General features: G+C 67.8%; 24 protein-coding genes and 2 riboswitches. Of the genes, 10 read left to right on the plus strand and 14 right to left on the minus strand.

The window, feature by feature from the left end; genetic code table 11:
* Window positions 1–35 precede the first annotated feature (35 nt).
* Together Rhe02_RS08135 and Rhe02_RS08140 are read left to right on the plus strand one after the other, a co-directional pair.
* A complete protein-coding gene (locus Rhe02_RS08135; protein WP_203907477.1) occupies window positions 36–680 on the plus strand; it encodes a response regulator transcription factor in 645 nt (214 codons plus the stop codon).
* The gene (locus Rhe02_RS08140) at window positions 677–1,837 is read left to right on the plus strand and encodes a sensor histidine kinase (RefSeq protein ID WP_203907478.1); all 1,161 of its coding nucleotides are present in this window, start codon (window positions 677–679) and stop codon (window positions 1,835–1,837) included. The genes Rhe02_RS08135 and Rhe02_RS08140 overlap by 4 nt, the downstream gene beginning before the upstream one ends.
* Here Rhe02_RS08140 and lysX read toward each other — a convergent pair.
* Window positions 1,796–5,092 (minus strand): bifunctional lysylphosphatidylglycerol synthetase/lysine--tRNA ligase LysX, encoded by a 3,297-nt coding sequence (gene lysX / locus Rhe02_RS08145; RefSeq protein WP_203907479.1) that lies wholly within the window; start codon window positions 5,090–5,092, stop codon window positions 1,796–1,798. The two genes, Rhe02_RS08140 and lysX, sit on opposite strands and share 42 nt — an antisense overlap.
* Before the next feature lie 213 nt (window positions 5,093–5,305).
* Here lysX and Rhe02_RS08150 point away from each other — a divergent pair, with 213 nt between their 5' ends.
* The 4 genes from Rhe02_RS08150 to Rhe02_RS08165 all read left to right on the plus strand — a co-directional run bounded on the left by Rhe02_RS08150 (window position 5,306) and on the right by Rhe02_RS08165 (window position 10,019).
* Window positions 5,306–6,103, plus strand: a complete 798-nt coding sequence (locus Rhe02_RS08150) for a polysaccharide deacetylase family protein (RefSeq protein ID WP_239123542.1) — start codon at window positions 5,306–5,308, stop codon at window positions 6,101–6,103.
* A 51-nt stretch (window positions 6,104–6,154) separates the two neighbouring features.
* A riboswitch (cobalamin riboswitch) is annotated at window positions 6,155–6,264 on the plus strand.
* Between the two features lie 86 nt (window positions 6,265–6,350).
* Window positions 6,351–7,508: an energy-coupling factor transporter transmembrane component T gene (locus Rhe02_RS08155; protein ID WP_239123543.1), complete on the plus strand. Its 1,158-nt coding sequence runs from the start codon at window positions 6,351–6,353 to the stop codon at window positions 7,506–7,508.
* On the plus strand, window positions 7,505–9,142 hold the full coding sequence (locus Rhe02_RS08160) for an ABC transporter ATP-binding protein (RefSeq protein ID WP_203907480.1): 1,638 nt from the start codon (window positions 7,505–7,507) through the stop codon (window positions 9,140–9,142). Before Rhe02_RS08155 ends, Rhe02_RS08160 begins: the two co-directional genes overlap by 4 nt.
* Window positions 9,129–10,019, plus strand: a complete 891-nt coding sequence (locus Rhe02_RS08165) for an ECF transporter S component family protein (RefSeq protein WP_239123546.1) — start codon at window positions 9,129–9,131, stop codon at window positions 10,017–10,019. The genes Rhe02_RS08160 and Rhe02_RS08165 overlap by 14 nt, the downstream gene beginning before the upstream one ends.
* Here the strand turns inward: Rhe02_RS08165 and Rhe02_RS08170 are convergent.
* From Rhe02_RS08170 to Rhe02_RS08210, 9 genes are all read right to left on the minus strand, one after another.
* Window positions 9,985–10,260: a hypothetical protein gene (locus Rhe02_RS08170; RefSeq protein ID WP_203907481.1), complete on the minus strand. Its 276-nt coding sequence runs from the start codon at window positions 10,258–10,260 to the stop codon at window positions 9,985–9,987. The genes Rhe02_RS08165 and Rhe02_RS08170 overlap by 35 nt on opposite strands.
* 64 nt (window positions 10,261–10,324) lie before the next feature.
* Complete coding sequence (locus Rhe02_RS08175; RefSeq protein WP_203907482.1) at window positions 10,325–11,353, minus strand: prenyltransferase/squalene oxidase repeat-containing protein; 1,029 nt, start codon at window positions 11,351–11,353, stop codon at window positions 10,325–10,327.
* Between the two features lie 203 nt (window positions 11,354–11,556).
* Entirely contained in the window at window positions 11,557–12,357 is an 801-nt protein-coding gene (locus Rhe02_RS08180) for a hypothetical protein (protein ID WP_203907483.1), read from the minus strand.
* Window positions 12,354–13,658 (minus strand): prenyltransferase/squalene oxidase repeat-containing protein, encoded by a 1,305-nt coding sequence (locus Rhe02_RS08185; protein WP_203907484.1) that lies wholly within the window; start codon window positions 13,656–13,658, stop codon window positions 12,354–12,356. Before Rhe02_RS08185 ends, Rhe02_RS08180 begins: the two co-directional genes overlap by 4 nt.
* Entirely contained in the window at window positions 13,655–14,125 is a 471-nt protein-coding gene (locus Rhe02_RS08190) for an SCO2322-related protein (protein ID WP_203907485.1), read from the minus strand. Before Rhe02_RS08190 ends, Rhe02_RS08185 begins: the two co-directional genes overlap by 4 nt.
* Before the next feature lie 77 nt (window positions 14,126–14,202).
* A riboswitch (cobalamin riboswitch) is annotated at window positions 14,203–14,321 on the minus strand.
* 47 nt (window positions 14,322–14,368) lie between these two features.
* On the minus strand, window positions 14,369–14,785 hold the full coding sequence (locus Rhe02_RS50490; RefSeq protein WP_275412604.1) for a sensor histidine kinase: 417 nt from the start codon (window positions 14,783–14,785) through the stop codon (window positions 14,369–14,371).
* An 83-nt stretch (window positions 14,786–14,868) separates the two neighbouring features.
* Entirely contained in the window at window positions 14,869–15,435 is a 567-nt protein-coding gene (locus Rhe02_RS08200; RefSeq protein ID WP_203907486.1) for a hypothetical protein, read from the minus strand.
* Entirely contained in the window at window positions 15,432–16,196 is a 765-nt protein-coding gene (locus Rhe02_RS08205) for an ABC transporter permease (protein ID WP_203907487.1), read from the minus strand. Before Rhe02_RS08205 ends, Rhe02_RS08200 begins: the two co-directional genes overlap by 4 nt.
* Window positions 16,193–17,149 (minus strand): ABC transporter ATP-binding protein, encoded by a 957-nt coding sequence (locus Rhe02_RS08210; protein ID WP_203907488.1) that lies wholly within the window; start codon window positions 17,147–17,149, stop codon window positions 16,193–16,195. The genes Rhe02_RS08205 and Rhe02_RS08210 overlap by 4 nt, the downstream gene beginning before the upstream one ends.
* A gap of 117 nt (window positions 17,150–17,266) precedes the next feature.
* On the opposite strand from Rhe02_RS08210, the gene Rhe02_RS08215 reads away from it, so the two are divergent.
* From Rhe02_RS08215 to Rhe02_RS08225, 3 genes are all read left to right on the plus strand, one after another.
* Entirely contained in the window at window positions 17,267–18,694 is a 1,428-nt protein-coding gene (locus Rhe02_RS08215; protein WP_203907489.1) for a sensor histidine kinase, read from the plus strand.
* A complete protein-coding gene (locus tag Rhe02_RS08220; RefSeq protein WP_203907490.1) occupies window positions 18,669–19,346 on the plus strand; it encodes a response regulator transcription factor in 678 nt (225 codons plus the stop codon). The genes Rhe02_RS08215 and Rhe02_RS08220 overlap by 26 nt, the downstream gene beginning before the upstream one ends.
* Window positions 19,347–19,648: 302 nt before the next feature.
* Window positions 19,649–20,620, plus strand: a complete 972-nt coding sequence (locus Rhe02_RS08225) for an NAD(P)-dependent alcohol dehydrogenase (RefSeq protein ID WP_203907585.1) — start codon at window positions 19,649–19,651, stop codon at window positions 20,618–20,620.
* 21 nt (window positions 20,621–20,641) lie between these two features.
* On the opposite strand, the gene groL is transcribed toward Rhe02_RS08225, so the two are convergent.
* From groL to Rhe02_RS08240, 3 genes are all read right to left on the minus strand, one after another.
* Window positions 20,642–22,213 carry a chaperonin GroEL gene (groL, locus tag Rhe02_RS08230; protein WP_203907491.1) on the minus strand — a complete coding sequence of 524 codons (1,572 nt, stop codon included), beginning with the start codon at window positions 22,211–22,213 and terminating at the stop codon, window positions 20,642–20,644.
* Window positions 22,214–22,422: 209 nt separating this feature from the next.
* Window positions 22,423–22,800 (minus strand): hypothetical protein, encoded by a 378-nt coding sequence (locus Rhe02_RS08235; RefSeq protein WP_203907492.1) that lies wholly within the window; start codon window positions 22,798–22,800, stop codon window positions 22,423–22,425.
* A 69-nt stretch (window positions 22,801–22,869) separates the two neighbouring features.
* Window positions 22,870–23,292 carry a sigma-70 family RNA polymerase sigma factor gene (locus tag Rhe02_RS08240; RefSeq protein WP_203907493.1) on the minus strand — a complete coding sequence of 141 codons (423 nt, stop codon included), beginning with the start codon at window positions 23,290–23,292 and terminating at the stop codon, window positions 22,870–22,872.
* 204 nt (window positions 23,293–23,496) lie between these two features.
* Between Rhe02_RS08240 and Rhe02_RS08245 the strand changes: the two genes are divergently transcribed.
* Window positions 23,497–23,745, plus strand: a complete 249-nt coding sequence (locus Rhe02_RS08245) for a DUF6458 family protein (RefSeq protein ID WP_203907494.1) — start codon at window positions 23,497–23,499, stop codon at window positions 23,743–23,745.
* 79 nt (window positions 23,746–23,824) lie between these two features.
* Here Rhe02_RS08245 and Rhe02_RS08250 read toward each other — a convergent pair whose 3' ends face one another.
* Window positions 23,825–24,622 carry a sigma-70 family RNA polymerase sigma factor gene (locus Rhe02_RS08250; RefSeq protein ID WP_239123547.1) on the minus strand — a complete coding sequence of 266 codons (798 nt, stop codon included), beginning with the start codon at window positions 24,620–24,622 and terminating at the stop codon, window positions 23,825–23,827.
* Window positions 24,623–24,730: the final 108 nt, after the last annotated feature.

Raw genomic sequence — 24,730 nt, forward strand, 5'->3', positions numbered from 1 at the left:
GTCAATGTCATCTCGGGCGGGGCACAATGGCGGCCATGCGGGTACTGGTAGCCGAGGATCACGCGGCGCTTGCCGAGCGGATCGCCGAAGGTCTGCGCGATGCGGGCTTGGCGGTGGATGTGGTCAACGACGGTTGCGCCGCGCTGGAGCAATCCGGTCACACCGCTTATGACGTCATCGTTTTGGACAGGGATCTGCCCATCGTGCACGGCGACCAGGTGTGCCGGTCGCTGGCGGGCAAGGCCGCCCGCATCCTGATGCTCACCGCCGCGGCCGAAGTCGATGACCGGGTCGATGGCCTGGAACTTGGCGCGGATGACTATCTTGGCAAGCCGTTCGCCTTCCACGAGCTGGTGGCCCGCGTCCGTGCCCTGGGCCGCAGGGCGCCATCGGCCCCGCCGGTCGTGCGGCACGCCGATCTGATCGTCGACCGAGCCCGGCACCGCGCGAGCCGGGGTGGCCTGCCGCTTTCTTTGACCCGCAAGGAGTTCGGCGTGCTGGAAATCCTGCTTGCCGCCGACGGTGGCGTGGTGAGCGCGGAGGAACTGCTCGAGCACGTGTGGGACGCCAACGCCGACCCATTCAGCAACATCGTTCCAGTGACGATGGCGCGGCTGCGGCGCAAGCTCGGCGAGCCACCGCTCATCGAAACCGTCGTCGGCCGTGGGTACCGGCTATGAAGCTCACCCTGCGGGTCAGGCTCACCCTCATCTACACCGGCCTGTTCGCCATGTGTGGCGCCGCGATAGTGATAATTGCCTATCTTATGGTACCGAGCCTGCAGTCCGACGGCAGCAGAGTCTCGCAGCAGCAGGTCGACTTCCTGGACCTGTGCACCCGGTCGCTGGCGACGCTCAGCTCCGAGACCCAGTTCAAATGCCAGAGGGCCTACGAGGAAGGCCTCATGGCCGGCGCAGCAAGCCAGCGCGAGGCCACCCTCGAGCAGATGGTCCGGTACTCGGTCATCACTTTCGTCGTCGTCACCCTCTTCGCCGCGATCGCCGGCTGGATCCTCGCCGGAAGGGCGTTGCGGCCCGTCCATCAGCTGATCGCCGCGGCCAGAAACGCCTCGCAGCACGACCTTTCCGCCCGCGTGGCCTCCACCGGCCCCCGCGACGAGCTGCGTGAGCTGGCCGACACCTTCGACGACATGCTGGCCCGGCTGGAGGCTGCTTTCCAGAGCCAGCGCCAGTTCATCGCCAACGCCAGCCACGAGCTGCGCACCCCGCTGACCGTGATGCGCACAGCGGTCGATGTCGTGCTGGCCAAACCGGAACCGGCTGTTGCCGAGCTGCGCGGGATGGGGAACGAAGTCCGCGCCGCAGTCACCGACGCCGAGAAACTCATCGATTCCATGCTCACCCTGGCCCGCAACGAGCATGGCCTGTCCCGCACCGAGCCAGTCGATCTGGCCACCGCCGCCGAGAACGCGCTCGACGACCTCGACACCGGCGACCGAGCCGTGCTGCCGTCGCTTCAACCCGCGATCGTCGACGGCGACGCCATCCTGCTGGAGCGGCTCATCGCCAATCTTGTCGACAATGCCGTGCGCTACAACGACTCCCGCGGCCAAGTCTGGGTCAGCGTGCAATCGGCGGCCCCCTTCGTGCGGCTGACCGTGGCCAACACGGGCCCGGTCATCGCGCCGGAGTCCACGGCTGCGCTTCTGGAACCCTTCCGCCGGCTGAACAATCGCACCGCGCGCGACGGATTCGGGCTCGGGCTGGCGATCGTGTCCTCCATCGCGGCGGTGCACCACGGCACCGTCAGCCTGCACCCCCGGCCGGATGGCGGCCTATCCGTCGACGTCCTCCTGCCGCAACACCGTGGCTCTTGACCGCGATCCGGAAGGGCGCACGAGCGGGAAAGGCAGGGTTTCCCGGATTGTCTTGGCGGTCAACAGCATCACGAGCCGGTCGACGCCGATGCCGAGCCCGCCCGTGGGTGGCATCGCAAACTCCAGCGCCTCCAGGAAATCCTCGTCGAGCTCCATCGCCTCCGGGTCGCCGCCGGTGGCCTTCAGCGATTGCGCGGTCAGGCGACGGCGCTGCTCGACCGGGTCCACCAGCTCCGAATGGGCCGTGCCCAGCTCGGTGCCGAAGGCGACCAGGTCCCAGCGTTCGGCCAGCCGCGGGTCGTCGCGGTGCTGCCGGGCCAGCGGGGATACCTCCGCCGGGAAGTCCCGGTAGAACGTCGGTGTCTTGGTGTGCGCCTCCACCAGGCGCTCGTAGAGTTCAAGGATCATCTGGCCGTGCCCCCAGGCGGGATCGAACGACACGCCCGCCGCGTTCGCCAGCTCCTGCAAGCGTGGCACCGGCGTGCCGGGGGTGACCTCTTCGCCGAGCCGGCGCGAAATGGCTTCGTTGACCGTGACTACCGGCCAGGCGCCGCCGATGTCGTACTCGGCCCCGTCGTGCACCAGAGTGGTGGTCCCCAGACCTTCGCGAGCCGCGTTCTGGATCAGGTCACGGGTCAGGTCCAGCATGGTCATGTAGTCGGCGTAGGCCTGGTACGCCTCGAGCATGGTGAATTCGGGATTGTGCTTGAAGGACACGCCTTCGTTGCGGAAGGTGCGCCCGAGCTCGTAGAGCTTCTCCACGCCACCGACGCACAGGCGCTTGAGGTAAAGCTCGGGTGCGATGCGCAGGTAGAGCCGCATGTCGTAGGCGTTGATGTGGGTCAGGAACGGGCGCGCGTTGGCCCCGCCGTGGATGGGCTGCAGGATCGGCGTCTCCACCTCGAGGAAGTCGTTGCTGTGCAACGTTGTCCGCAACGAGTGCAGCACCGCGCCGCGCGTCCTGAGGGTTCCGCGCGACTGGGGGCTGACGATGAGGTCGAGATATCGGCGCCGCACCTTCGCCTCCGGATCGGCTAGACCCAGGTGCTTGTTAGGCAACGGATGCAGGCATTTGGCCGTCAGCACCCACTGCTGCGCGACAATCGACTTCTCGCCTTTGCGGGAGCGGCCGACCCGGCCGGTGACGCCGATGAGATCGCCGACGTCGATCCCGTCCAGGCAGTCGGCGATGACCTGGATGTCGCCGCTCCAGTCGCGCAGCGTGGCGAACGCGATCTTCCCGTGGTCGCGGACCAGGATCACCCTTCCGGCGACCGCGACCTGCTCGTCATCTTGCACGTCCGCGATCGCGTGGGTTCGGGCGAAGCTGACCGGGTAAGGGTCGGCCAAACTGTTCAGTTTGGACAGTCGTACCTGGACCTGCTCTGGGCGCTTGGCCTCTTTTCGCTCCGGCGTGCGCGCCAGGGCGGGCAACGTCTGCGTGGGTGGCGGACCGGGCGTCAGGTGCCCGCGTTGCCAGGGCAGCACCAGGAAGCCCTCCGCGATCGCCGCCGCGACGCCGATCGTGGCCAGCTCACGCCGCTCCCGGAAACACAGGAATCTGGGTACCCACTCGGGGTGATACTTCACGTTGGAGCGGTACAGCGACTCCAGCTGCCACCATCGCGAGAAGAAGAGCAGCAACCGCCGCCACGCGCGCAGCACCGGGCCGGCCCCTATCCGCGCTCCTTCCTCGAAGGCGGACCGGAACACGGCGAAGTTGAGCGAGATGCGCTCGATGCCCAACCGGGGCGCTTCCCTGACCACGGCCGCGACCATGAACTCCATCAGGCCGTTGCCGCTGTCGCGATCGCGTCGCATGAGGTCAAGCGACAGGCCGTTGGCGCCCCAGGGCACAAATGACAGGATCGCGGCCGGTTTACCCTGCACGTCAAGGGCCTCGACGAGCACGCAATCGCCGTCCCACGGGTCGTTGAGCCGGGACAGGGCCATCGAGAAGCCGCGCTCGGCGTCGGTGTCACGCCAGAGCTCGGCCAAGCGCTGGGCCTCTCGCATGTCCTGCGGCGAGATGGCGCTGTGCCGCCTTACCCGCGCGGTGAAACCGGCCCTCTCGATGCGGTTCACGGCTTGACGCACCTGGCGCATGTCGCGCCCGTCGAGCTGGAAATCGCGTACGTGCAGGATCGCCTCGTCACCGAGCTCGATCACCTTGAGGCCGTGCTGCGCGTAGGCGGTCGCGCCTTCCTCCGATGCGCCCATCACCGCGGGACGCCAGCCGAACTCGCGCGCGTTGTGCAGCCAGGCCTTGATGGCGCCACTCCACGCCTCGGGGTCGCCGATCGGGTCCCCGCTGGCGAGGCTCACCCCGGCAACGGGCCGGTAGGTGAGCGCAGCCTTCCCGGTCGGCGAGAAGATCACTGACTTGTCCCGGCGGGTGGCGAAGTAGCCCAGCGAGTCGCGGTCGCCCGACCCGGCTAGCAGCTGCCGGATCTTGATTTCCTCGTCGCCGTGCAGCTCCGCAGCCTTGCGCTGGGTACGAAACAGGGTGAAGAACGCGGCAAGCAGCGCCACCGCGCCGAACAGGCCCAGCAGCAGGCTCACCCAGCGATAGCTGTGCGCCCGCTGATCGACGCGAATGTGCAGGTTGAACCCGCCGAAGACCTTCTCGGCGGCATAGGGCAGATAATCCTGCGGCTGCAACGTATTCGGGAACGTGTGCACGAGCAGATAGCCCAGCCCGAGCGAGAGACCGACCCCGAGCAGGTATACCGCCACGGCTTTGGGCAGGCTCGCCCGCTGCACCCGGGCGTTGAACTTGCGCCGCGCCAGCAGGAGGAGGGTCACAAACGTGGCGGTGACCATCGCGCTGGCGAGCACCGCCGGCTTCTCCCACCACTGCGGCGAGATCTGGTTACGTTCGAGATCCTCGGTCCACAGCGTGCGCAGAAAGACCAGCAATGCCACCCCGAGCAGGTCGGCCATCAGCTGAAGTCCGAAGTAGACCATCATGATCCACCAGGCGACCCGCTTGCGGCGGGCCGTCGCCGCGGCGAGCAGGGCCACGAACGCCGCGTAGGCAAGGTTGGCGGGGGCCGGGACGACCACGGCGTTGATGATGCGGCGGATCGGCTGCTGCCCCATCCCGAAGTGCAGCGCAGCCAGCGCGCACAGGGCGGCGACGACGGTGAGGAGCACGGCGAACATCGTGGGCACCCGCTCGGGCCAATCACGCTTGGCAGCCCGGGAATGAGACTGCTTCCGATGCCGGGTGTCGTCTTTAGTGTCGGCGAGCATGAGCACCTTCGTTCTGGTGTCCGGCGCGCTCGGGTCCGCAGCCGTTGTTACAGCCAGCCTGCGGACCCGGGGCCACGCGGTCAATCCGGTTACCCTCCCAGGTTCTTTCTGAGTCTTCGCTGAACGATGCCTGCCAGGGTGCGGGCTGACGGAAGGTTGACTGCTTGCGGCTTAGGGTCAGCGCGGATTTCCACTTCCGCAGATAATCTGAAGGTGATCACACGACGGGGGTTGATGGGTGGCGGCCTTGCCGCTGGCGTCGGGGCGGGTTTGGCGCTGTCCATCGAGCGTCAGCTCAACCAGTACGGGTCGGAAAGGCTGCCGCTTGGCGGTGGCTACGCGGCCGCCGGTGATGGGTGGCACGCCTCCGGCAGCGGCCTGGTCCGGACCATTTGGCACGTGCCCACCACGAAGCCGTGGGTGGCGCTGACCTTTGACGACGGTCCCGGTCCGAAGTGGACACCCCGGGTGCTCGACGCGTTGGACCGCGCTGACGCGCAGGCCACGTTCTTTGTGGTGGGCAAGCGGTTGGTGCAGCACGCTGCCGTCGTCCGGGACAGGTTGCAGCGACACGAGGTCGGCAACCACACCTGGTCGCACTGCGAGCTCGGCAAGCTCGACGCCGAGAAGGCCTTCGACCAGCTCGACCGCTGCCACAACGCGATCAAGCAGGTGCTGGGCCGCGACGCCACCTTGATGCGCCCGCCGTGGGGTCATCTCGGCGGTGCGGCGCTGGTGGCCGCCGACCGCATGGGCTACGACGTGACGATGTGGTCCTATGTGATGCCTGAGCAGAACCCCGACGGGCTGGTCGACGACGTGTGCGCGAACGCCAAGCCGGGCAGCATCCTGCTCGCCCACGATGTGGGCCGCGACAGCCGGCTCGCCGTTGTCGATCGCCTCGACCGCATTGTGGCGGGCCTGCGAGCCGCGGGCCTGGAGTTGGTGACCGTGTCACAGCTGATGGCGGCACGGTCGGCCGATGCTTCCGCGGTGGAGGCCCGGGCGTGACCCCCACCTCCGGCGGCAGCGTCACGTTGACGGTGGCGGCGGCGGTGTGTTCGGATGGCGGGGTTCCAGCGTGAGGGGAAGCCGGTCGAAGCCCGGCACTGGCCCGCAGCCGTAGACCCGCCAGGGTGAGTCGGATTACCTGCGCTGGAAGTGTTGTCCAGCGTCGTCGAGGTCCGCGGCGCGGAGACCGGCCTCGCCATGGTTGGGATCTGCACCGGGCGCCGATCACCCCCAGCCGGAGATGTTCATGGTGGCCGCTTCCGCCCTTTTGCCCAGGGCTTTGCATCCGGTGGCCTGGTGGGTGTGGGCGATCTGCCTCGCCGCGGCGGCGAGTCAGACCAGCAATCCGCTGCTGCTGGCCCTGATCTTCGGTGTGCTCGGGCTGGTCGTCACCGCGCGGCGCACCGACGCCCCGTGGGCGCGGGCCTTCAAGTATTACCTGATCATGGCATTGATCGTCATCGCTATCCGAGTGGTGTTCCGATCGGTGTTCGGCACGGGCATCACCGCGCAGGACACGATCCTGTTCCGCCTGCCGCGGCTGGACATGCCGGATTGGTATGCGGGGATTCAGATCGGCGGCCCGGTGTCATTGCAGGCGACCCTGGCTGCCACCATCGACGGGATGCGGCTGGCGTGCCTGCTGTGCTGCATCGGCGCGGCCAACAGCCTGGCCAACCCAAAGCGGGCGCTGAAGGTGCTGCCCGGCGCCCTCTACGAGCTCGGGGTGGCCGTGACGGTGGCGCTGTCGGTGGCCCCGCAGCTGGTGGAAAGCGTGCAGCGGGTGGCCCGGGCCCGCCGGTTGCGAGCCGGCAAATCCCGCGGGTTGCGGGCGCTGCGGGCGATCGCGCTTCCCGTGCTGCATGACGCGCTGGACCGTTCGCTGCGACTGGCGGCCGCCATGGACTCGCGCGGCTACGGCCGCACCGGCACGGCAAGCGCAAGGTCACGGCGGCTGACCGGGACGCTGATGCTCGCCGGGATGGCCGGTCTGTGCGTGGGCGTCTACGGCCTGCTCGACCCGGGGACGCCCCGGGCGATGGGCCTGGCCGGATTCGCCGCGGGCACGGCCTTGTCCGTCGCGGGCCTGTATGTCGGTGGCCGCCGGGTGTCCCGAAGCCGTTACCGGCCCGATCCGTGGCGGTGGCCGGAGTGGACGGTCGCCGGTTGCGGTCTGCTGACCGCCTTTGTTTTCTATCTGGGTACAGGTTACGACCCGGCCACCCTCAACCCCGGCCTCTATCCGCTGCAGTGGCCCACCCTGCCGCTGATACCGGCCGCCGCGATTCTCGTCTCGGCGACAGCGGCGTTCGCCTCGCCGCCGCCTCCCGCGCCGCCACGCTCCACGCCACCCGCACAGCGCCGCAGCCCGCCCGCCGCCACCGTTCAAGGAGCGTCGAAGTGATCCGTTTCGACCGGGTGAGCATCACCTACGAAGGCGCGCCGGAACCGGTGTTGCGCGAGGTCGACCTGGACCTCGGTGAGGGCGAGCTGTGCCTGGTCGTCGGGCATACCGGCACGGGCAAGTCGACGCTGCTCGGCGCGATCAACGGGCTGGTGCCCCACTTCACCGGCGGCACCCTCGACGGCCGGGTCACCGTGCACGGCCGCGACACGGCCACCCACCCGCCGCGCGAATTCGCCGACCTGGTCGGGGTGGTCGGGCAGGACCCGGTCGCCGGGTTCGTCACCGACACGGTCGAGGAGGAACTGGCCTACGGCATGGAACAGCTCGCGCTCGGGCCGGCGGTGATGCGTACCCGGGTGGAAGAAACCCTGGATCTGTTGGGGCTGGCCGATTTGCGGCATCGCGGGCTGCACGAGCTGTCCGGCGGGCAGCAGCAGCGCGTCGCGATAGGCGCGGCACTGACCGCCCATCCGCGGGTGCTGGTGCTCGACGAGCCCACCTCCGCGCTGGACCCGGTCGGCGCCGAGGACGTGCTGGCGGCGATCACCCGCCTGGTGCACGACCTCGGTGTCACCGTGGTGATGGCCGAACACCGCCTGGAACGGGTAATCCCTTACGCCGACAGGCTCATCTGGCTTCGCGGCGACGGCAGCGCGACCATCGGCCAGCCCGCCGTTCTGCTGCAGGAGGCGACCTCGGTCCCGCCGATCGTCCACCTTGGACGGCTGGCCAAATGGAACCCTTTGCCACTGTCGGTACGTGACGCCCGCCGCCACGCGCCCGAGCTTCGCCGCCGCCTTCCTGAACAGGCGATCACGGCACACCGCCAGGACCGCACCCAGGCGGGCGAAGCCTTGGCGGCCAAGGACATCATCGTGCGGCACGGGCCCGTGGTGGCGGTGGCGGGGGTCGGCCTCCAGCTCAAGCCGGGCCAGATCACCGCGCTTATGGGCCGCAACGGATCCGGAAAGTCGTCGCTGCTGTGGGCATTGCAGGGCTCGGGAAGACGCGACGGTGGGGCTGTTGCTGTTGTCGCCGCTGACGGTCAGCACCTGGATCCGGGCAAGGTCAAAGCCGCCGTGGCCCGCCGGCTGGTCGGCCTGGTGCCCCAGACCGCCTCGGACCTTCTGTATCACGACACTGTCGACGCGGAACTGGCCCAGGCCGACCGCGATGGAGCAACCCCTGGCACGGCAAGGACTGTGCTGGATCGCATGGTGCCCGGCATCGCCGGCGGCGATCACCCGCGCGATCTGTCGGCCGGGCAGCAGCTGGCTCTGGTGCTGGCCATCCAGCTGGCGGTGACGCCGGGGGTGGTGCTGCTCGACGAGCCGACCAGGGGGCTGGACTATCAGGCAAAGGCGGGGCTGGCCGCCACCCTCGACCAGCTCGCCCAGGCGGGGCGCGCGGTCGTGGTGGCGACCCATGATGTCGAGTTCGCGGCGACCGTGGCCGACCGCGTCATCGTCATGGCCGAGGGGTCGGTGATCGCCGACGGGCCGGCGCCCACCGTGCTCACCGCTTCCCCGGCTTTCGCGCCGCAGATCGCGAAAATCCTTTCCCCGCTGCCCTATCTGACCCTGGCTCAGGTCAGCGCTGCGCTACGTGAGGAGAAGGATGATGGCTGGTAAGCCACAGGCGATCGGCATTCCCACTCGCGCGGGCGCGTCGATCGCGATGGCCGCGTTCATCGGTCTGGTGGCCTTCGCGTGGCCTTTTCTGGCCGCGCCGGGCGCCATCGGCTCGACGCAGACCGCGCCGCTGATGTTCGGTGTGCTGCTGCTGATCATCGTGGCGGTGGTCTTCTCGGAGATAGCCGAAGGGCGCATCGACGCCAAAGCGCTTGCCATGCTTGGTGTTCTGTCGGCCATCAACGCCGCGCTGCGCCCGCTGGGAGCGGGCACAGCCGGGATCGAAACGGTGTTCTTCCTGCTGGTGCTCGCCGGTCGCGTGTTCGGGCCCGGGTTCGGGTTCACGCTGGGCTGCACCTCGCTTTTCGCCTCGGCTCTGCTGACCGGCGGAGTGGGGCCTTGGATGCCGTACCAGATGTTCGGCTGTGCCTTCGTCGGCATGCTCGCCGGGATGCTGCCCAGGGCGTCCGGCAAGGCCGAGCTGGCCATGCTCGCCGGCTATGCGGCCTTCGCCGGGTACCTGTTCGGGTTCCTGCTCAACCTGTCGTTCTGGCCGTTCGCTCTCGACCCGGCCAGCTCGATCGCCTACCAGCCAGGCTTGGCGCCCTTGGAGCAGCTGCAGCGATACCTGACCTTCTTCACGGTGACCTCGCTTGGCTGGGACACCGGCCGGGCGGTCACCACCGCCATCCTCGTGGCGCTGGCCGGCCCGGCCGTGCTCGGGGCGTTGCGCCGAGCATCCCGGCGCGCCAACTTCAATCCCCGCACCGTTTTCCAGCCGCTCACGGGTGGGCACGACGATCAGCGCCTGCGCCGCGCCGACGGCTCCGTCCTGCCGGAAGCTACCCCGAGCGCGGTCGACCGAGCAGATCGGTGAGCCGGCACCGCAGGCACGGCTGCCTTACCTGGCACGTGCAGGGGCTGGCCTCGACCTGTTCCGCGATGGCCGCCACCACGGCCAGACTGGCCGTCAGCTCACCCCGCAACCGCGACGATCGTGCGTTGGCGGCACCGGCCTGTCTGCGCGCGGCGTCAAGCTTGGCGTGTTCTTGCGGCGTCAGCAGAATGAACTCCCGCCCGTCGACCTCGGCCCGGCGCGGCTGTTCCGCTCCAGCCAAAGCTGCCTCCCCAGGTCCATTGACGCGGCGGGCCGGAATCCGGCCCGCCGCGCTTACCCCCCAATCAGCAGGTCAGACTCGGTGCACCCGAGGAAGATCCGGCCGAGGTGAGATGACGCAGGCCCGGCCCGGTCAGGCCGAGAATTCCCTGTGCGGTGGCACGCGCCGCTGTCGCCGGGTCGAAACCGGTGGCGTCAAAGGCGATTGCCCCACGTTGCGCCGATGGTGCGGAGCAGCCCGACTGCAGCGACAGGACGAATTGGCGCGCCTTCGCCGCCGCTGCCAGCCGTAGGGCCTCACGCAACGCCTGACCGGCCACGCCGGTGCTGTTGGCGTTGGGCGTGCCCAGGGCCGAGAAGCTGCCGTCCGGCCCCTGGACGCTGAGCAGCCACTGGACAGCGGGCGCGGCCTGCGCCCGATTCCCGGTGGCGATCAGTGCCTGGACTGCCAGGGCGGTGGCATCGGTGTCGCTGGTGCAGGTCGCCTCGCCGAGGAACACCGGGAAACCCCCGTCGGCGCAACGACTTGCCACCACGAAGGACACCGCCGATTCCGGGGCGCCCGCGGCGGTGCGCTCCAACGCGATGATCGCCAGGGACTGGCCGAACATGTTGCTGAAGTCACCGAACTCCGACCGATCCGAGAACCGGCCCGACGGTGTCAGCAGTGCCCGAAGCCGCGCAAGCAGATCCTGCCCCCCGAAAGACGCCGGGTTGCCGCCCCGAACCTGCACCGCAAGCGCCAGCTTGGCCGTCGAACCCGAATACGACTCGGTCACGCCGTCGCCGGTGTAGCCGGAAAGGATTTCCGGCCGAGCCAGCCAGGTCAATGCCCGTGAACCGTAGTCGTTCGCGGTTTTGGCCGCCGCGAAAGCGAAAATCGCATCGATGGTCAGGCCCTGGTCGGGGAAGATCATCCCGCCGAAGTCGACCTCGAATCTCTCCCCGTCCACCATCTGCCGGGCGAGCCAGCCGGCCGCTGCGTCGGGCCGAGTGGTCGGATGCCCGGTCGCCGCGGCAGGTGCTGCCCCCATCGTGACGGTGAGCAGCACTCCGGTCGCGACCAGGCTGAGATGACGCAGACTGCGAACCATTGTCGTTGACTGTCCTTTCTGGCCCGAACCAGACAGCCGGAGGTGGTGACGGCGCGCCCTGGCACGCTTCTCCGGCTCCCTGATTCCTTGAGCCACTTCAGGATGGGAACTACCGCGGTGAGCCGTCGGGCTGCCGCCGATGGGGCGGTCACCGTTGCGGGCCAGCGCCGGAGTCTCACCGGCTTGACTCATCCGCTGAACAGCTAGGTGTCGGATGTCGCTCGCCGTCTTCGCCGGATCACCAGCGCCGTCAACGCCAACGCGCACAACAGGATCGCTGCGGCGATGGCTCCCCATGGCGTGCTCGTCCGGCGGATCGCTGGCTCGGCGATCGCGGTGACGATGCCGGAACCAGCTGGCGTGCCCGGCTGCGTCGCTTCCGGTGTGGCCGTATCGCTTGGCGCTGCTGGAGTTGTCGCGGTCGGTGCCGCTGGCACGGCCGCCGGCTGCCCCCCACCACCAATGGGCGGCTTGGTCGTCGCAGCGGGCGGCGGGGGTGGCTGGGGCGGCGGCTGAGGTCTGTGCGGCGCGACGCCGGGTGGCGGTACCGAGGAAGAGGTCTTGTCCTTCGCAAAAGACCAGCCCTCGAAACTGCCGGCCGGCGGGGTCCGGCTGAGCACACCGAAGTCGCTGTACTTCCAGGTGCCGTCGTTGGGCGCGTACCAGTAGGACCAGTAGGCAGAGGCGGGCGGGGTGTTCAGGCACGCCTCGGTATCCGCGCCCGGCTTGCCTTGGATCCGGCAGATGAACGCCTTGCCCCAGCGCTGGGTTCCCTGCACCGTGAACCCGGCGTTCTCCAGCGCTGTCAGCCCATTGGCCTGGGCGCCCGGTGCACAGCGCACGACCGTCCCTCCGCCGAGCTCGTTGAAGTCCACCACCACGGTGACACCGTTGGTGTCGGGACAATATCCGGGCAGGCCGTCGACCGCGGCCGCCGACGCGGCAACGGGTGCCACCGTCGCCGCGGCGGCAAGCATCACCGCGATCGCGACCCGCCGGATCATCGCACCGAAACCCGGCGTCGCCGGGCCAATGCCAGCAACAGCATTCCCGCCAGCACGACAGCGGCTCCCACCCCGGCCATGGTGAACGCCGCCGGCCCCGTCACGGGCAATCCGCCACCGCTTCCTGGCGCCGATGCCGAAGGCGATGGCGAGGATGGCGAGGATGGCGTAGGCGGCGAGTCGACGCCGATGCGATGCATGGGCACCAACGTGAAGGCCAGCAGGGCCTGGGTGGTGGCACGGTGCCAGGGATCCATCTCGTCGATGAAACAGTTTTCAAACTCGGGCTTTACCTCGCAGATTCCGTCTGCCGTGCCATCTGCGAAGTCTGCCGTGCCTTTGGCGATCGCTCCCACATGAGCGCTGGCGGCCCCCGCGTTGGCGGTGGTCAGCTGAAGGGTGCGGATGAACGCCGCCGCCTTGGACGCCTGGTCCACCTTGCCACCCGCGTAAAGCGCTTGCGCGGCAAGGCCTGTGCTGTTGGTGCTGGGGACCGGACTGGCCCACCGGTCGAAGAAGCTGCCGTTGGGCTGCTGCATGCCCGCCAGCCACGCCACCGCTTTATCGGCCTGCTGCTTCTTGCCAGCCCCATATAACGCCTGGATCGCCATGGCGGTGCCGTCGACGTGCGGTTCCGGCCAGAGCTTCTTGACGTCGTCGTTGGCGTCGGCCGCTGACGCCTGGCAGTTACCGATCGGGCCGGCCGTTGGGAACAGGGGGAAGCCGCCCTCCGCGCACTGCTGGGACAGCAGATACTGCACCACGTTGTCAGGCACCCCACCCGAACCGGCCAAGCCAAGCACCGCAAGGCTCTGGTCGAACATGTTGCCGCCGTTGCCGTCGGAGTCGTGGATCCAGCCACCCGCGTCTATCCGGTCCAGCGTTCGCTGGCGCATGTTGTGGCCACCAAAGCTGAGCGGATCGCCGCCGGAGATGACCGAGGCGAAGAGCACCTTCGCCGTGGCACCACCGATGATCAATCCCGCTCCCCACGACGGGGTGGTGTAGGAATCCACATTCGCGGCAATGTTTTGCGAAAGTGCCTGTGCCAGCGGCTGTTCCAGCTTCGACGCGCGCACGGCGATCAGCATGTCGATGGTCATGCCCCAGTCGGGGTCGGCGGGCGTCGCCGGGTCCCAGGCGGGCGCCGGCAATGCACCGTTGACCAGCTCGCCTTCCAGCCACTTGACGCCTTTGCTCCAAGAGCCGTCGCTGTCCCACGCGGGCGCCGCCTGAGCCGGAGCGGCGATGGCGACGGCCAGCCCGGCCGCCGCCAGGATGCTGAAAAGCTTGCGCATCACGGCGCCACACTCGGCGCGGCACCCGAACCGAAGGCCCAGCCCTCCACCGTGCCCGGGGCCGGGTTGTAGGACGAGGCCCCCGCGCTGCTGTAGGACCAGGTGCCGCCCGGTGTGGCGTGCCAGTAGGACCAGTAGGCCGACGCCGACGGCGTGTTCAGGCAAGGCTCGGTCGCCGCAGTGGGCAAACCGTTGATACGGCAGACAAATGCCAGACCCCATCGCTTGGTACCGGTAATGGTGAACCCGGCGCCGGTAAGCGCGGTCAGCCCAGAGGCCGGATCGCCGAGCGCACACGCCCGGGTCACCCCGCCGCCCAATGAGGCGAAGTCGACGACCACCGTCACACCGGACGTACCAACGCAACCCGCCGCATAAGCGGCCCTGGGAGAAGGATCGGCGACCGCGACACCGACGGAAAGAACGGCAGCAAGAACAAGGCTCAACGCGAGCCGCAGGGACCGAGCCATTTCAGGCCTTTCTCGGCCCAGGTCAGAAGCCAAGCGCCCCCGCGCTCGGTCTCCTCCCGTGAGCCACGACGGGGGCGGAGAACAAAGCGAACGCAGCAGGTACTCGGACTCGCCACTCTCGAAAGGGTGGCCTACCGTTGCGGGCCAGCGCCGGAATTTGACCGGACTTCCCCCACACGCGATCGCATCGATTCAATTTGGTGACCCGATTGTTCCCACGCGCCGGCTGCCGTGTCAATTCACTCACCTTCCATGTGGACCGTGGGTGACGACCTCAATCGATGGCAGGACCATGCGCAGCAGTGCGCCACCTTCGTTCGGCAGGGCCTGGGCGGTGCCCCCGTGGGCCTGCGCGACCTGCCGGACGATGGCCAGACCGAGCCCCGAGCCGGGATGGGCGCGGGCTGCGGGTGAGCGGTAGAAACGGTCGAAGACGAACGCCAGATCGCTGTCGGGAATGCCTGGGCCGCAATCGGCGACCTCGAGCACCCCGCCGCCAACGTTGATCTTGACCCCGTCGCCACGGAACCTGGCTTGCCCGCACCGGGCGCCGGGGTCGGCCCCGCCGCCGACGCTGTCCCGGTCGCGGCCAAGGCGATCGCCGCCGCGGTGGCCACGACCAGCCGTGTTCGTTTCATCATCCTGATGCCTTTCGTCCACTGGCGCCGGAGGAGTCCCGACGCCGTGGTGACCACCCAAACATCGCGGCCTCAGCCGGGCTTTCGGCCAGCTTTAGAGAATCCTTAGAAAACATCCCGCCGAGCCGGTCGGCGTCCCCGGTACCTGATGGTGGCGGCGATCAGCCCGAGCAGCACCGGGACGGCGATCACTGTGGGCAATGAGCCACCGGGGTTGAGGGTTCGGCGTTCGGTGACGGTGACGTGGACCGGCGGGCTGACGATCAGCGGGCCGGTCCCGGCGGTGGCGGCGGCGTTGGGCAGCAGGACGACGTAGACATCGAAACTGCCGGCGTTGACCGCGTGCAGGTCCCAGTCCAGAGGCACGCTGTCACCCGGTGCCATGGGCTCCACGGAGAGGCTGCGGTTGGCCGACCAGTCCTCGGGATCGACGTAAACGCCGCCGGTGAGGCTGGCGACGTTGAGATGAGCCAGTCGCGCACCGGCCGGGATAGGGCCGGTGTTGACGACCTCCGACTGCAGTGAGAACTGCTGGCCGATGACGACGACGACCTCGGTCTGGTCGAAGCTCACCTCGATCGGCTCGGTGTCCGCCGCGTGCGCCGCCGTTCCCGGCAAGGCGGGACCGATCAGCACGATCCCAAGGGCGGCAAGCAAAGCCAGGGCTCTCATCGGTGATCTCCTGCGACGAGGTGGACGATGCGCGGGGCGAGGATCATCAAGGTGGGAACGCCGACAAGCGCGACGGCCAGTGATGAAGCCAGGTAGGACAGATCGTGGGTCCAGCCGCGCCCGTTCACGACGACTGTCGTGAGGTAGTGCAGGGCGGCGGCGACGGGGTTGAGCCGATCGAGGAAAACGCCGAAAGCGCCATGGGGCGTAGGCAGTTGCGTGGGCGCGAAGAGTGCGAGGAGCAGGAACAGGCTGACCGACACGCTGACCTTGTTGGACTTGGACCGGATGCTGATCAGCAGCCCGACCGCGCTCAGTCCCACCGCCAGCAGCGTTCCCACCACCAGGCCGGTGACCATGGCCGGGACGAGCGCCGAGACGCCACGGCCCAGCGCCCACAGGTATGGCACGGCGACCGCGAAGGCGCCCAGCCACAGCGACACGGCGGCGGTCAGCTTGCCCAGCACGATCGCGCGCCGCGACACCGGCGCGAGCAGCAGGCTCTCCAGGGTGGCGCGTTCACGTTCGCCGCTGATGGCATCGGCGCTGACCACCAACGTAACCAGGGCCCCCACCGCGACCGCGACCTGCAGGGTGAGGTTGACGGCCTCCCGCTGTTCCAGGTAGTTCAGGATCTGATTGGTGGCGGCTAGATAGGTGATCGCGCTGAGCAGGATGCTGAGCGCGAACATCAGGATCGGCCCTCGTCCGCCCAGCCACAGGTCGCGCCATTCCCGGGCGGTCACCACATACCAGCTCATCGTGGCTCCTGACTGGTCATGGCGAGGAAGGCATCACTTAGCCGGGTGCCTTCGAGGTCGAACGACAGGACGGGGATGGCGGCGTCGAGCACCGCGCGCAGAACGGCGTTGGTATCCGGAACATGCCCGTCGCCGCCCGGCGCGAGAGTTATCCGCAGCGTGTCGGCGGTGGTCTCGAGCTGCAGGCCGGGCGCTGACGCCAGCGACTCGGCCGCTCGCGCGATCATGTCGGAGGGAACGCGCAGCTGTGCCGTGGGCTGCGCGGCGACCGTACCGATGACCTCGGCAACCGTTCCGGCGGCCAGCACTGTCCCCTGCCGCAGGATCAGCACGCTGGTACACACGTCCTCGACCTCGGTCAGGGCATGGGTGGACAGCACGACGGCCGCGCCCCTGCGCTGCGCGATGTCGCAGATGATGCCAAGGACCTGGCGTTGCCCGGCCGGGTCCAGTCCCAGCGTGGGCTCGTCGAAGAACACCACGGCAGGATCGTTGACCAGGGCGCGGGCGATGCCCAGACGCTGGCGCATCCCTCGGCTGTAGGTCGCGATCGCCGATGAAGCCCGGTCGGCCAGCCCCACCTCGGCGAGCAATCTTTCAGTGGTACCGGCCGCGTCCGTCCGGTTGAGACCGAACAGACGCGCGTGATAGAGCAGGTACTCGCTGCCGCTGTGATGCTCCGGGTAGCCCGCGCTCTCGGGCAGCACGCCTATCCGGCGACGGATGTCGTTGGGCTTGCCGCAGTCGACACCGGCGACGCGAAACTGCCCGCTGCTCGGCGTGAGCATCGTGGTCAGCAGGCGGATGGCCGTGGTCTTGCCCGCGCCGTTAGGCCCCAGCAGACCCAGCACCTCACCGCGGCTCACGCTGAAGCTCACCTCGTCGACAGCGGTTCGCCCGCCGTAGCGCTTGGTCAGCCCGACAGCCTCCACGGCTGGACCTCGAAATTCCATGCCCTGCACTGTGTACGGCGCCAGCTGAACGCAGGCTGAAGGACGTCCTCTCAGCACAATCTCAGGTGCGGCTTGGCAACGTGGCCAGGTGCCCGTGGTGAGACTTAGGCTTCGGCCATGAGCCGTGCCCGCGACCTGCTGTCGCGATGGGGTGTGGGTGGGATCCGGCTGCGGTCGGCGCTGGCCGCCGCCGCGGTCGTGAGCGCCGCTGCCGCGCTGGCAGGCGTGCTGATGGTCTACAGCGCCAGGTCGAGCCTCACCGCCAACATCGACGCTACCGCGTCTCAGCGCTCGGGTCAGGTGGCCGCGGCGATCACCTCGGGCGACGAGGCGCGCCTGGCGCAGACGTTGCGCCCGGCGGCCGGAGACCAGACCATCGTGCAAGTGCTCGACCAGTCCGGGCAGGTGGTAGCTTGCTCGCCCGCGATAACGGGCCTTCCGCCGATCACCGATCTGCGCCCCGCGGCCGGGCAAACCCTTTGGCAGCAAGGACTTCTGCCCAGCGGCGACGATCCGTTCCGGATCGTGGCCACCTCGGTGCCGGCCGGCGCGGGCAGCCGCATTGTCGTGGTGGGCCAGTCGCTGCAGCCGGTCGAGGAGAGCCTGGAGGTCGTCACCGACTCCTTTCTGGCCGGGATTCCGTTGCTGGCCTTGGCTGTCGGGCTGGCGACCTTCGTGTTCGTGAGCCGCTCGCTGCGTGCGGTGGAGGCCATCCGCGGCCGCGTCGCCACCATCACCGCCCGGGACCTGCGGGCCCGGGTTCCGGTGCCGCGTGCCCGCGACGAGGTCGCGGCGCTGGCCGAGACGATGAACGCGATGCTCGACCGCCTGCAGGCGGCCTCCGACACCCAGCGGCGCTTTGTCGCCGACGCCAGCCACGAGCTGCGCAGCCCGCTCACCACCTTGCAGGTCGGGCTGGACGTGCTGGCCGCGGGCGACGAGCCGCCACCCGGGGTGCAGCGCCTGCGAATCGAAACCGGCCGCCTCGGCCGGCTCGTGGCGGATCTGCTGCTGCTCGCCCGCGCCGACGAGCATGGGCTGCGGCCGCGCGACGCCGACGTGGACCTCGACGACATCGCGTATTCCCATCGGGAACGGCTTCACCGCCAGTACCCACATCTGTTGGTAGAAGCGCACATTGCTGCAGTGCGGGTGCCCGGTGACGCCCACCAGCTCGAGCGGGCCGTGGGCAACCTCTGCGACAACGCGGCGCAGCATGCCCGAACCCTGGTCACCGTGGAGGTCTGGCAGGAACAGTCGACCGCGCACCTGATCGTGGCCGACGACGGCCCCGGAATCGACCCGGCCGACCGCGAGCGCGTGTTCGGCCGGTTCGTGCGCCTGGATACCAGCCGCAGCCGTAATGTCGGCGGCTCCGGCCTCGGCCTGGCCATCACCCGCGAGATCGCACGCGGACACCACGGCACCATCGCAGTCGAGACCTCGCCCGGCGGGGGCGCGGCATTGCACCTTCGGCTACCGACCATCGGCCACGACGGGCACCGCAGAGGAGGCGAAGATGCGCATCCTCATGGTGGAAGATGAGGTGAGCCTCGCCGAGACCATCCGCGAAGGCTTGGTGGGGCAGGGTTTCGCCGTCGACATCATGCACAGCGGCCCGGACGGGCTGTGGGCGGCGACCGAGCATCCCTATGACGTCATCGTGCTCGACATCATGCTGCCCGGGCTCAGCGGCTACGAGGTGTGCCGCCGGCTGCGGGCACGCGAGGTGTGGACGCCGATCCTGATGCTGACGGCCAAGGACGGCGAGTACGACCAGGCCGACGCGCTCGACCTGGGCGCCGACGACTATCTGACCAAACCGTTTTCGTTCGTGGTGCTGCTGGCGCGGATCCGGGCGCTGACCCGCCGCGGCACCCGCGCCCGTCCCACCGTCCTGAGCGCCGGGGACCTTTCCCTGGACCCGGCCCGGCGCAAAGTGACCCGCGCGGGGCACGAGATCGCTTTGACCGCAAGGGAATTCGCCTTGCTGGAGTTCCTCATGCGCCACCCCGGAGACGTCATGTCCAAACGCGCGATCATCGACAACGTGTGGGACATGAACTTCGACAGCGACGACAACATCGTCGAGGTTTATGTGCGTTACCTGCGCAAGAAAGTCGACCAGCCCTTCGGCCGGGCAAGCATCCAGACCATCCGCGGCGCGGGCTACCGGATGGCGCCCGACGGCGGATAGGCGCCCAAGACAGGGCGTGCGGTGTGATCGGCCAGGCAGCAACCCGTATTTTGGCCGCGATCAGGCGTACAGTGAAGATGTTGCCTCAGCCCCCGGCGGTGCTTTCCAATCCGTTTCTTGCGATCGCCGGCCGGGCGCGATGCGGCTGAGCCCGTTGCCCAACGCCGACTGGATCTTGAGGCGTGCCGCCGTGGCCCTGACGTTCCATGCTGCTGTCTCATGTGGACAGTGGTCGAATTTGGCTTTGCCACGGCTGGGTGATCGGTCTGGGTGGTGCCGGTTACCGGCGAGGAGAACAGCGCATGAAGGCTATCGTTCACGACAGCTATGGTTCTGCGGAGGTTCTGCAGTTCCGCGACGTTGGCAAGCCCGAGGTCGCCGAGGGACAGGTCCTGGTTCGGGTGCATGCGGCCGGGGTGGATCGAGGCGTCTGGCACATCATGACGGGCCTGCCCTACCCCATCCGGCTGGCGGGTTATGGGCTACGGACGCCTAAGAATCCCGTTCTCGGCAGCGACATCGCCGGCGTGGTGGAGGCGGTGGGCGACGGGGTGACGCGTTTCGTACCCGGCGATGAGGTGTTTGGCATCGGCAAGGGCAGTTATGCCGAGTATGCGCTTGCCAGCGAGGACAAGCTGGCGCACAAGCCGGCAAACCTCAGCTTCGAACAGGCGGCAGGGGTCCCCATCTCCGGGCTGACCGCGCTGCAGGGTTTGCGTGACCACGGCCAGATCAAACCGGGTCAGCACGTTCTGGTCATCGGGGCGTCAGGCGGTGTCGGAACCTTTGCGGTGCAATTGGCCAAGGCGTTCGGCGCGGAAGTCACCGCGGTGTGCAGCACATCGAAGGTGGAGATGGTGCGCGCCCTGGGCGCAGACCACGTCATCGACTACAAGGGTGCGGATTTCTCCGACGGCAGCCAGCGCTATGACCTCATCCTCGATATCGGCGGGAACGCTTCGTTGTCACGGCTGCGCCGCGCGCTCAAGGCCGAAGGAACGCTCGTCATCGCCGGAGGCGAGACCGGTGGGCGCTGGCTCGGGGGTTACGACCGGCAGATGCGCGCGGGAATGCTGTCGCGCTTCGTTGGCCAGAATCTGAAGACCTACATCTGCCGGGAAAACTACGAGGATTTGCTGGTCCTCAAGGAACTCATCGAAGCGGGGAAGGTCACCCCGGCCATCGACCGGATCTACTCGCTGGATCAGACTTGCTTTGCCTTCCAGTACCTGGGTGAGGGAAAGGCCCGCGGGAAGATCATTATCACGATCTGACCTCCGCGCGGGCCCGCGGGTTTACCGCATGTCGGCGACAAGCACCTCGGTGGTAAGGAAGAGCGCGGCTATCGACGCGGCGTTCTGCAGTGCGCAGCGGGTGACTTTGGCGGGTTCCACGATCCCGGCCTTCATCATGTCGACGTATTCGCCAGTGGCGGCGTTGAGGCCGAAACCCGGGGGCAGAGAGTTGACCTTCTCGGCTACCACTCCGCCTTCCAAGCCGGCGTTGATGGCGATCTGCCGCAGCGGCGCGGTGAGGGCTACCCGCACAATGTTCGCGCCCGTGGCCTCGTCACCGGCCAGATCCAGTTTGTCGAAAGCACTTACCGCAGCGTTGGCCAGCGCCACACCGCCACCAGGAAGCAACCCTTCTTCGACGGCGGCCTTCGCATTGCGAACAGCGTCTTCGACGCGGTGCTTGCGCTCCTTGAGCTCTACCTCTGTCGCGGCGCCAATCCTGATTACCGCGACGCCCCCGGCCAGCTTCGCCCGGCGCTCCTGCAGCTTCTCCCGGTCGTAGTCGGAGTCAGACTTATCGATCTCCGCGCGGATCTGGGCGACCCGGCCGGCGATCTGTTCGGGATCGCCCGCGCCTTCAACGATGGTGGTGTCGTCCTTTGTCACCACTACCTTGCGGGCCCGGCCCAGCAGGTCGATATCGACGGCATCGAGCTTGAGACCGACTTCGTCGGAGATGACCTGCGTCCCGGTCAGAATCGCCAAATCGGCCAGCATGGCCTTGCGGCGGTCTCCGAACCCGGGCGCCTTGACCGCCACCGACGCGAAGGTGCCCTGCAGTTTGTTGACGATCAGGGTGGCCAGCGCCTGGCCCTCCACGTCGCTGGCGATGATCACCAGCGGCTTACTCGCCTGGGCCACCCTCTCCAGAAGCGGGAGCAAGTCGGGCAGGTTCGATACCTTGTTCTCCACGATGAGGATGTATGGGTCGTCGAAGACGGCTTCCATCCGTTCGGCGTCGGTGACGAAATAGGGCGAGATGTAGCCCTTGTCAAAGCGCATTCCCTCGGTGAGTTCAAGTTCGAGGCCGAAAGTGTTGTTTTCCTCGACGGTGATTACGCCTTCCTTGCCGACCTTGTCCATCGCCTCCGCGATCATCTCGCCGATCGAGGTATCGCCCGCGGAGATGGATGCGGTGGCGGCAATCTGCTCCTTGGTTTCCACCTCCCGTGCCTGAATACCAAGCGCTTCGGTCACTGCCGCCACGGCCTGCTCTATGCCGCGCTTGAGCTCGATCGGGTTCGCGCCGGCCGCCACGTTGCGCAGCCCTTCTCGCACAAGCGCTTGGGCGAGCACGGTCGCCGTGGTGGTGCCGTCGCCGGCCACATCGTCGGTCTTTTTGGCGACCTCTTTGACCAGTTCGGCGCCGAGCTTCTCGTACGGGTCGTCGAGCTCGATCTGCTTGGCGATGCTGACACCGTCGTTGGTGATGGTGGGTACGCCCCAGGCCGTGTCCAGCACGACGTTGCGTCCCTTGGGCCCGAGTGTCACCTTCACCGTGTCGGCGAGGATGTTCATGCCGCGTTCCAGGCCGCGGCGAGCCTCTTCCCCAAATACGATCAACTTGGCCATCTGCGTCGTCCTCTGTTCGTCGTGCCGGAACCGGCACTGGTTGGACCGACTTGCGATGACCGCTGCACACGGGCTCGCGCCCTCGGGGGTCTCATCCCATTCGGCTGGCACTCGCATAGGGCGAGTGCTAACCACAGTGCAGCACTTGTTACCCCAAAGCGCAAGTATCGGAGGAAGGCGGACGCAGTCCATTTAGGACGCAGCGCACGCTATTGCTGAACGCTGACCTTGTCCTGGTCGGCCGCCTCGTCAGTGGCTGCCCGATGGGCGGCAAGATCTGACGTCACCGTGTCGTGCTTGCGCTGCAGGTCCCGCATCTCCTGCCGATGGTCGTTGAGCTTATGACGCCCGGCCGACCGACGGCGTGCGTTGCGGGCCAGCCCGCTGAAAACCATCATGATGCCGATCAGGACCAGGGCACCTGCCGCGACACCGCCGAGGAACATCTGGCCGACGGTCGCATTGATCTGATTGCCGAACAATTCGATGGCACCTGCCGGTGCGGTGAAGGTGCCGTCGTTCGCCAGGATGATGGCGAGCGAAAGTCCAGCCGCGCCAACGAGCAGAAGTAGCCCAAGGAAGATCATCAATTCGCCTCCGACCCGCCGAAGCGGGCGATAATTGTGCTTGTTCCTTCTGGGTACCCAACGCGGCCCTTACGTAACAAGCCTGACGTTGTCATGCCCGTCCAGCATCGTTGCCAGCTCTAGGCACGTCCATTGGTCATGCGCGGCGAGCAGCTCGGTCCAGAATGCGGAGCCGCCCGGCGGTGGGATCGAGGTTTCGATCAGCTCCAAGGCAACGCGGCGCTCCTCGGCCAGCCGGCTGGCGATCGCCGCGATCCACTCGGGCACGTCGTGCGGTGCCGTACCGCAGCGGAAGTCGAAGGAGCACATCCGCCACACCTCGCAGAACGTGGCACGAACCACATGCATTGACTGCACTGGATCGGGCAGGCCAACCTGTACGGCGGCCAGCGTGTCTGGTGCATATGCGGCGTATAGCCGCCGGAACGCCGCATGGTCGCCGGCACCCACCTGGGTAGCGAGGTTCTGCACGGTCTGGGTCGTTCTGCGCATGTGCACTCCCTAGAAACACTTGGATTCCAGGCGCACCGCCGGGGGCCAGAGCAGCTCGCAGGCCCTAAGGTTAGCGGCCGGCTGGACGTGAAAGTGGCACGGCGGTCATTGAATTGGCCGGTTGGGCGACCTCGGCAGGGACGCCGTCACAGGTTGGCATGCTGCAAGCTGTCTGAAACACGTGGCCTGGGGCACGCCATCGGTATGGGTATTGGTGTAGGCATATTCCTGATCGCGTTCGGCGCGATTCTGACTTTCGCTGTCGACTGGACCGTCGGTGGGCTGGACCTCAAGGCTGTCGGCTGGGTTCTCATGGCTGCCGGTGTCGGCGGGCTGATCCTGTTCTTCTACTTCTGGAATCGCCGCCGGGCCCCCGCCCTCGCGCGGCAGACTCAGGTGCGCGAAGTTTCCCGCACCTACGACGACTCGACCCCGCCACCACCGCCGCGCTGACATTGTCGTCAGCGCTTGCGCCTCTGAGTTGAGGCGAACGATGCCCGGCCGGCTGTGCTCGCCGGGCATCGTGGTCTGATCAGTGCGGCAGCATGGCGATGCGCAACTGGTCGATGGATCGGGCCAGCAGCCGGGAGACCTGCATCTGCGAGATGCCGAGTCTTTTGGCGATTTCGTTTTGGCTCAGGTCTGCGGAGAAGCGAAGGCGCAGAACGTCTTGCTCACGCCGCGGCAGCACGGCCATATGCACGCCGAGCAAGAGCCGGTCGGGTACCGACTCGATGCGCTCGTCGAGGCCCCCGATGAGCAGTCCCGGCTCGGTGTTCTCGGAATCGCCGACAGGGCTGTTCAGTGACCTGGTGCTGTAGGCCAGGCCGCCTTGTACGCCCTCTCGCGCGTCCACTTCCGACAGGTGAAGATGCGCGGCCAGGTCGGTTACCGTCGGATGCCGGCCCAGCAGCTGGGTCAGTGCTGGGATGGCGTGGCTTGTCTGCAGGTGCAGTTCCTGCGTCCGCCTGGCGACGCGCAGACTCCAGCCGTTGTCACGGAAGTGTTTTTTGACACCGCCGGCGATGCACGGATAGGCGTATTGGGCAAAGGCAACACCGCGCGCGGGGTCGAATTTGGACGCTGCTTTGACCAGTTCGAGCAGGGCGACCTGGATCAGATCGTCGAGGTCTTCACCTCGCCCGCCGAAGCTGCGCGCGACTCGGGTAGCCATGGGAATGTGCGAGGCGATGAGGTCCTGGCGTCGCTGAGCGCTGCCCATGTCGGGCCCGCAGTGCAGCGGTGGGCTTGTTGCCACCGACGGCAGGGACATCGCCCTGATACCGGGCAGGGGGCGGCGTTGTTGCAGGGTTGAGCTGGTTGGACCCACGATCTTCTCCCTCAAGGGGCACACGGGCAAAGGGTGCCGCCAGGGTCCGGAGCGGCTGCCGTGTCCTGTCCAGAGTACGCCTGATCGCGAGGTATAGGCGCTGTCGTA

Source organism: Rhizocola hellebori, assembly GCF_016862955.1.
Taxonomy (GTDB): domain Bacteria; phylum Actinomycetota; class Actinomycetes; order Mycobacteriales; family Micromonosporaceae; genus Rhizocola; species Rhizocola hellebori.

Bases quoted from the DNA above. Each gene is read 5' to 3' on its own strand.
- Rhe02_RS08205 (WP_203907487.1), bottom strand. From the start codon at position 16,196: ATGAGCTGGTATGTGGTGACCGCCCGGGAATGGCGCGACCTGTGGCTG.
- Rhe02_RS08140 (WP_203907478.1), top strand. From the start codon at position 677: ATGAAGCTCACCCTGCGGGTCAGGCTCACCCTCATCTACACCGGCCTG.
- Rhe02_RS08235 (WP_203907492.1), bottom strand. From the start codon at position 22,800: ATGATCTTCCTTGGGCTACTTCTGCTCGTTGGCGCGGCTGGACTTTCG.
- Rhe02_RS08215 (WP_203907489.1), top strand. From the start codon at position 17,267: ATGAGCCGTGCCCGCGACCTGCTGTCGCGATGGGGTGTGGGTGGGATC.
- Rhe02_RS08210 (WP_203907488.1), bottom strand. From the start codon at position 17,149: ATGGAATTTCGAGGTCCAGCCGTGGAGGCTGTCGGGCTGACCAAGCGC.
- Rhe02_RS08240 (WP_203907493.1), bottom strand. From the start codon at position 23,292: ATGCGCAGAACGACCCAGACCGTGCAGAACCTCGCTACCCAGGTGGGT.
- Rhe02_RS08245 (WP_203907494.1), top strand. From the start codon at position 23,497: ATGGGTATTGGTGTAGGCATATTCCTGATCGCGTTCGGCGCGATTCTG.
- Rhe02_RS08190 (WP_203907485.1), bottom strand. From the start codon at position 14,125: ATGGCTCGGTCCCTGCGGCTCGCGTTGAGCCTTGTTCTTGCTGCCGTT.
- Rhe02_RS08220 (WP_203907490.1), top strand. From the start codon at position 18,669: ATGCGCATCCTCATGGTGGAAGATGAGGTGAGCCTCGCCGAGACCATC.
- Rhe02_RS08225 (WP_203907585.1), top strand. From the start codon at position 19,649: ATGAAGGCTATCGTTCACGACAGCTATGGTTCTGCGGAGGTTCTGCAG.
- Rhe02_RS08135 (WP_203907477.1), top strand. From the start codon at position 36: ATGCGGGTACTGGTAGCCGAGGATCACGCGGCGCTTGCCGAGCGGATC.
- Rhe02_RS08175 (WP_203907482.1), bottom strand. From the start codon at position 11,353: ATGGTTCGCAGTCTGCGTCATCTCAGCCTGGTCGCGACCGGAGTGCTG.
- Rhe02_RS08165 (WP_239123546.1), top strand. From the start codon at position 9,129: ATGATGGCTGGTAAGCCACAGGCGATCGGCATTCCCACTCGCGCGGGC.
- Rhe02_RS08155 (WP_239123543.1), top strand. From the start codon at position 6,351: ATGGTGGCCGCTTCCGCCCTTTTGCCCAGGGCTTTGCATCCGGTGGCC.
- Rhe02_RS08200 (WP_203907486.1), bottom strand. From the start codon at position 15,435: ATGAGAGCCCTGGCTTTGCTTGCCGCCCTTGGGATCGTGCTGATCGGT.
- groL (WP_203907491.1), bottom strand. From the start codon at position 22,213: ATGGCCAAGTTGATCGTATTTGGGGAAGAGGCTCGCCGCGGCCTGGAA.
- lysX (WP_203907479.1), bottom strand. From the start codon at position 5,092: ATGCTCGCCGACACTAAAGACGACACCCGGCATCGGAAGCAGTCTCAT.
- Rhe02_RS08180 (WP_203907483.1), bottom strand. From the start codon at position 12,357: ATGATCCGGCGGGTCGCGATCGCGGTGATGCTTGCCGCCGCGGCGACG.